The 5,676-nt window shown below is 49.4% G+C and carries 5 protein-coding genes, 4 tRNA genes and 2 rRNA genes; 9 read left to right on the top strand and 2 right to left on the bottom strand.

Annotated elements, in window-relative coordinates; all coding sequences use genetic code 11:
- From WH277_RS23425 to birA, 4 genes are all read left to right on the top strand, one after another.
- Nucleotides 1–262 (top strand): 23S ribosomal RNA (locus WH277_RS23425); the annotation flags it as partial.
- A gap of 206 nt (nucleotides 263–468) precedes the next feature.
- Nucleotides 469–584 (top strand): 5S ribosomal RNA (gene rrf, locus WH277_RS23420).
- 300 nt (nucleotides 585–884) lie between these two features.
- Nucleotides 885–1,922, top strand: coding sequence for a UDP-N-acetylmuramate dehydrogenase (murB, locus tag WH277_RS23415; RefSeq protein WP_133847032.1), 1,038 nt, complete (start codon nucleotides 885–887; stop codon nucleotides 1,920–1,922).
- Nucleotides 1,919–2,881: a bifunctional biotin--[acetyl-CoA-carboxylase] ligase/biotin operon repressor BirA gene (birA, locus tag WH277_RS23410; RefSeq protein WP_133847033.1), complete on the top strand. Its 963-nt coding sequence runs from the start codon at nucleotides 1,919–1,921 to the stop codon at nucleotides 2,879–2,881. Before murB ends, birA begins: the two co-directional genes overlap by 4 nt.
- Nucleotides 2,882–2,917: 36 nt before the next feature.
- Here the strand turns inward: birA and coaA are convergent, their stop codons facing one another.
- Nucleotides 2,918–3,868, bottom strand: a complete 951-nt coding sequence (gene coaA, locus WH277_RS23405) for a type I pantothenate kinase (protein WP_133847034.1) — start codon at nucleotides 3,866–3,868, stop codon at nucleotides 2,918–2,920.
- A gap of 119 nt (nucleotides 3,869–3,987) precedes the next feature.
- Nucleotides 3,988–4,146 carry a hypothetical protein gene (locus WH277_RS23400; protein WP_339507137.1) on the bottom strand — a complete coding sequence of 53 codons (159 nt, stop codon included), beginning with the start codon at nucleotides 4,144–4,146 and terminating at the stop codon, nucleotides 3,988–3,990.
- Between the two features lie 209 nt (nucleotides 4,147–4,355).
- Between WH277_RS23400 and WH277_RS23395 the strand changes: the two genes are divergently transcribed.
- The 5 genes from WH277_RS23395 to WH277_RS23375 form a co-directional block, all read left to right on the top strand.
- A tRNA-Thr gene (locus WH277_RS23395) sits at nucleotides 4,356–4,431 on the top strand.
- 20 nt (nucleotides 4,432–4,451) lie between these two features.
- Nucleotides 4,452–4,536: transfer RNA gene (locus tag WH277_RS23390), tRNA-Tyr, on the top strand.
- A 211-nt stretch (nucleotides 4,537–4,747) separates the two neighbouring features.
- A tRNA-Gly gene (locus WH277_RS23385) sits at nucleotides 4,748–4,822 on the top strand.
- A 6-nt stretch (nucleotides 4,823–4,828) separates the two neighbouring features.
- Nucleotides 4,829–4,904: transfer RNA gene (locus tag WH277_RS23380), tRNA-Thr, on the top strand.
- A gap of 113 nt (nucleotides 4,905–5,017) precedes the next feature.
- The coding region (locus WH277_RS23375) for a GTP-binding protein (RefSeq protein ID WP_339507135.1) at nucleotides 5,018–5,676 on the top strand (659 nt) is incomplete at its 3' end.

Genomic DNA, 5,676 nt, shown 5'->3' with positions numbered 1-5,676 from the left:
GGGTTGCTCCTAGTACGAGAGGACCGGAGTGAACGCACCACTGGTGTTCGGGTTGTCATGCCAATGGCATTGCCCGGTAGCTAAGTGCGGAAAAGATAAGCGCTGAAAGCATCTAAGCGCGAAACTTGCCTCGAGATGAATTCTCCCTGGGTCCTTGAGACCCCTGAAGGGACGTTGAAGACTACGACGTTGATAGGCCGGGTGTGTAAGCGCAGCGATGCGTTGAGCTAACCGGTACTAATGACCCGTGAGGCTTAACCTTACAACGCCAGAAGCGTTCTGGTGGCGTTCGAGAGACGCAAAAGAGATTTTCAGCTTGTTACCGGAATTAAGTCCGAAGGATTTTGCGCTGTGACAAGGCGGCCAGTGAAGTGAGGGAAGGAGCATAGATAAGTATGTGACTGAGCTTACGAGCGCAGGCAACGCAGTCAGAGCACAAAAGACACAGGACAGAGCACAAAGAATTTGCCTGGCGGCTTTAGCGCGGTGGTCCCACCTGACCCCATGCCGAACTCAGAAGTGAAACGCCGTAGCGCCGATGGTAGTGTGGGGTCTCCCCATGCGAGAGTAGGGAACTGCCAGGCATCAAACGAAGAAAGAACCCCGACCGAAAGGCCGGGGTTTTTTTTCGTCTGCTGTTTAGCTATAAAAGGTCAAGTTCTGACCGTTTCAACGCCAGATTTGTCTTTTCATCATCCATTTTTGCTGTATTTTTGTCGTTTATCTCTATTTTCCCGTCCTTGTTCGTGCATATTTCCAGCTCTATTCCTTAAATTCTGTTAATCAGAATCGATAGACATCCCTGTTCATGACCTGAAAATCCTCAACCCTCCAAAGGTGGATCGGGTACACTATCTGACAGTTAACTCTGTGAAGGCCGTATTATGTCCCGCCAGCAACATTCATTAAAATCCTGGAATACCTTCGGTCTTAACGCCTATGCCAGTCATATCAGCGTGGCCAATAGCGTTGAAGAACTTTGCCGGTGCTGGCAGCAGAGCACCCAACAAAATGAGCCTGTATTGCTGTTGGGTGAAGGCAGTAATGTGCTGTTTCTGGAAGATTTCTCCGGTCAGGTGATCATTAACCGTATCAAAGGCATCAACGTTGAAGAAACGAGTGATGCGTGGTGTCTTCACGTGGGTGCCGGAGAGAACTGGCATCAATTGGTGGAAACTACGCTGAAACAGAATCTCGCTGGTTTAGAAAACCTGGCGTTGATTCCCGGATGTGCGGGCTCCGCACCTATTCAAAATATTGGCGCTTATGGTGTCGAACTGGATCAGGTGTGTGAGTATGTGGACATCGTCAGCCTTGGTGATGGCATTTGCCAGCGGCTAACCGCTTCTGAGTGTCAGTTTGGCTATCGCGACAGTGTATTCAAACATCGCTACGCTGAAGGGTATGCCATCGTTGCAGTAGGGTTACGTCTGGCGAAACACTGGAAACCGGTGCTTAGCTATGGCGACCTGCGCAATCTTGATCCTGTAAAGGTGACCCCACAGCAGGTTTTTGATGCCGTTTGCCATATGCGTCGTAGTAAGCTGCCTGATCCTAAAGTGACAGGAAATGCAGGGAGCTTCTTCAAAAATCCGCTGGTAAGCGCAGATCTTGCTGCGGCACTGCAAATAAAGTACCCGGATATTCCACAGTATCCCCAGGAGGGCGGAACCGTGAAGCTAGCCGCTGGCTGGTTGATCGATCAATGTGCTCTGAAAGGATTCCGCCTTGGCGGCGCTGCGGTGCATCAACAACAGGCACTGGTATTGATTAATGCTGAAGATGCCAGCGGGCAGGATATTGTCGATTTGGCCCGTACCGTGCGCCAGCGCGTGGCAGAAAAATTTAATGTGTGGTTGGAGCCGGAAGTCCGCTTTATTGCCGCTCAGGGTGAAACAGACGCTGTGGAGGTTATCGCATGAAAGATAACACCGTGCCTTTAAAACTGGTGAGTATTCTGGCCGACGGTGAGTTTCATTCCGGTGAGCATCTCGGTGAGCATTTAGGTATGAGCCGTGCTGCTATTAATAAACATATTCAGACGCTGAAAGAATGGGGTATTGATGTCTTCACTGTTACCGGCAAGGGCTATAGCCTCTCATCTCCGATGCAGCTGCTGAATGAAGAGGTCATTAATGCCCAGCTTGAGCAGGGACGTCTGGCCGTTATCCCGGTGATAGATTCAACTAATCAGTATTTGCTTGACCGTATGGACTCTCTACAGTCCGGTGATGCGTGTGTTGCTGAGTATCAGCAGGCAGGACGTGGAAGGCGCGGACGCCAGTGGTTTTCTCCCTTTGGTGCGAACCTCTATTTGTCGATGTACTGGCGCCTTGAACAAGGTCCTGCTGCTGCGATGGGGTTGAGCCTTGTCATTGGCATCGTGCTGGCAGAGGCATTACAGGAACAGGGAGCACCAGGTATTCGCGTTAAATGGCCTAATGATATCTATCTTGATGATCGTAAACTGGCAGGCATCCTCGTTGAACTGACGGGTAAAACAGGAGATGCTGCACAGATCGTGATTGGAGCCGGTATTAATCTGGCCATGCGTGCGCCAGGTGCTGATGTGATTAATCAGGGCTGGATTAATCTCCAGGAAGCGGATGTTAATGTCGACCGTAATGCACTCTCAGCACTGATAGTAAATAAAATGCGAACGGCACTGGCGGAGTTTGAACAGGAGGGGTTGGCACCCTTCGTGCAGCGCTGGGCACTTTTAGACAACTTCATTGACCGTCCGGTGAAACTGCTGATTGGTGATCGGGAGATCTTCGGAACGGCCAGAGGGATTGACCAGCAAGGGGGGTTAATTCTGGAACAGGATGGCGTCAGAAAATCCTGGGTTGGCGGTGAGATTTCGTTGCGACCGCAGAATTAAACCAGAGGGGGGGCAGTTCACTGCGCCCCCTCTTCGTTACTTTCTTAATCTGACGAGATCGACAGCATGATCGCTGCTTTTCGTCATAATCAGACTTGCTCGTTCACGCGTTGGCATGATGTTTTCTTTTAAATTCAAATAATTAATCTCTTTCCACAGTTGGGTTGCAATCCCTACCGCCTCTTCTTCTGGCAGTTGCGCATAATGGTGGAAATAAGAGTCTGGATCGGTAAAAGCACCCTGACGGAATTTCAGAAAACGGTTGATATACCACTGTTCCAGAAGTGCTTCTGGCGCATCGACATAAATTGAAAAATCCACAAAATCTGAAACGAAGACGTGATGAGGGTCGTGTGGATAGTCCATGCCACTCTGCAACACGTTCAAACCTTCAAGTATCAAAATATCCGGTTGCTGCACAATTTTGTCGCCCTCAGGAATCACATCATAAATCAGATGTGAATAGACCGGAGCGGTAACCTGCGAGGCACCCGACTTAAGATCGGAGACAAAGTTGACCAAACGGTGCATATCGTAAGAGAGCGGGAAGCCTTTCTTCTTCATCAAACCACGTTCTTTTAGCACCGCATTCGGGTGCAGGAAGCCATCAGTCGTAATTAGTTCGACTCGGCGGTGCTCTGGCCAGCGACTGAGTAGCGCCTGCAATACACGTGCTGTAGTGCTCTTACCGACTGCAACGCTGCCCGCAATACTGATGATATAAGGGATTTTTTGGCCATTGGTCCCGAGAAACTGCTCAAGTACCGCCTGACGTCGTAAATTAGAGCTAATATAGAAATTCAACAGACGAGACAACGGCAAATAAATCTCTGCCACTTCTTCCATGGAGAGATCTTCGTTAATGCCTTTAAGACGTGCAATTTCATCTTCGGATAGCGTCATTGGCACCGAATTACGCAGCGCAGCCCACTGACCACGATTGAAATGCAGATAAGGTGTCGTTAACAAGGCGTCTTTTTTTCTCATATGCGTGCTTCTGCCAGCAATTTTTTACCCTTCAATACGTTAGCCCATTAATGACAACATGTTCCGGTTGTTTTCAGGCTGACGTACTAAGGGAAATTTCATAAAACAATTGTCGGAGGTTACCACCAGACAGGCATGAAGAAGAAGGAAAAAAGATAACGCACAGATGCAAACGCAGCCGCACCCGCATTAATGATATTTTTCTCTGGCAATTGAAAGCCCACCTGATTAAGCGCAAAAGCGATATCCCATTTTGTGTGGAAGGCGAAGTTTTGCACATTTAATCGTAATGGTTTGATATTTTAGCCTCATACACTGAGTTCCCCTGCTGCTAAGGGGGAGAGAGGGTTGGTGTTTCTTTAAACGAAGTTTGTATGTAAATTCGCTAATTTGAGAGGATTTGCACAAATAGTGAGCATAAGAACAATTATCGCAATTTTTTTGTTGCATCCTCCCTCAGGTCTTCCTAGAATGCGCACCACTTGATGCCGGCTTAGCTCAGTTGGTAGAGCAACTGACTTGTAATCAGTAGGTCACCAGTTCGATTCCGGTAGCCGGCACCATCAAGTAACGAAATACCCCAGGTGGGGTTCCCGAGCGGCCAAAGGGAGCAGACTGTAAATCTGCCGTCATCGACTTCGAAGGTTCGAATCCTTCCCCCACCACCATTTCGACTCAGTGTTCAGGAGTTGAAACCGGAAGAGAGATAAAAGACTCAACCGGAAAGATGGCAACCTCCATAGGTTGTTCATCACGATTTCAGACTGAGCTCAAGCACAGTCAAAGTCATCAGGCAAACGCGTGATGGCTGAGCAACAAGGAAATCTTTTCTGAGTTGTTCAAAAGCTACAGACAGAACAGGTAGCCGAGTTCCAGGATGCGGGCATCGTATAATGGCTATTACCTCAGCCTTCCAAGCTGATGATGCGGGTTCGATTCCCGCTGCCCGCTCCAAGCCGTGCTGATATGGCTCAGTTGGTAGAGCGCACCCTTGGTAAGGGTGAGGTCCCCAGTTCGACTCTGGGTATCAGCACCACTTTCAAATCTCCCTCCCTGCTTCTTCTCTGTGCATTAAAATTCAACGATTCAGGCAATGCCTGGTTGATGTGGTGATATCACCGATTAATCCGTGTCTTAGAGGGACAAGCGATGTCTAAAGAAAAATTTGAACGTTCCAAACCGCACGTCAACGTTGGTACTATCGGCCACGTTGACCACGGCAAAACTACCCTGACTGCTGCTATCACCACCGTTCTGGCTAAAACCTACGGCGGTTCTGCTCGTGCGTTCGACCAGATCGATAACGCACCAGAAGAAAAAGCACGTGGTATCACCATCAACACTTCTCACGTTGAATATGACACCCCAACTCGCCACTACGCGCACGTTGACTGCCCAGGCCACGCCGACTATGTGAAAAACATGATCACCGGTGCTGCTCAGATGGATGGCGCGATTCTGGTTGTTGCTGCAACTGACGGTCCAATGCCTCAGACCCGTGAGCACATCCTGCTGGGTCGCCAGGTTGGCGTTCCATTCATGATCGTATTCATGAACAAATGCGACATGGTTGACGACGAAGAGCTGCTGGAGCTGGTTGAAATGGAAGTGCGTGAGCTGCTGTCTGCTTACGATTTCCCTGGCGACGACATCCCGGTTGTTCGTGGTTCTGCACTGAAAGCACTGCAGGGCGACGCTGAGTGGGAAGCTAAGATCATCGAACTGGCTGGTCACCTGGATAACTACATCCCAGAACCAGAGCGTGCGATTGATAAGCCATTCCTGCTGCCAATCGAAGACGTATTCTC

This window comes from Erwinia sp. MYb416 (genome assembly GCF_037479575.1).
GTDB classification, from domain to species: Bacteria; Pseudomonadota; Gammaproteobacteria; order Enterobacterales; family Enterobacteriaceae; genus Erwinia; species Erwinia rhapontici.
The sequence above is the reverse complement of the archived record's forward strand: the minus strand, read 5'-3'. Positions and strand labels throughout refer to the sequence as shown.

What these genes read in the sequence shown, in the direction of transcription:
- murB (WP_133847032.1), top strand. Translation starts at nt 885, where the DNA reads ATGTCCCGCCAGCAACATTCATTAAAATCCTGGAATACCTTCGGTCTT.
- birA (WP_133847033.1), top strand. Translation starts at nt 1,919, where the DNA reads ATGAAAGATAACACCGTGCCTTTAAAACTGGTGAGTATTCTGGCCGAC.
- coaA (WP_133847034.1), bottom strand. Translation starts at nt 3,868, where the DNA reads ATGAGAAAAAAAGACGCCTTGTTAACGACACCTTATCTGCATTTCAAT.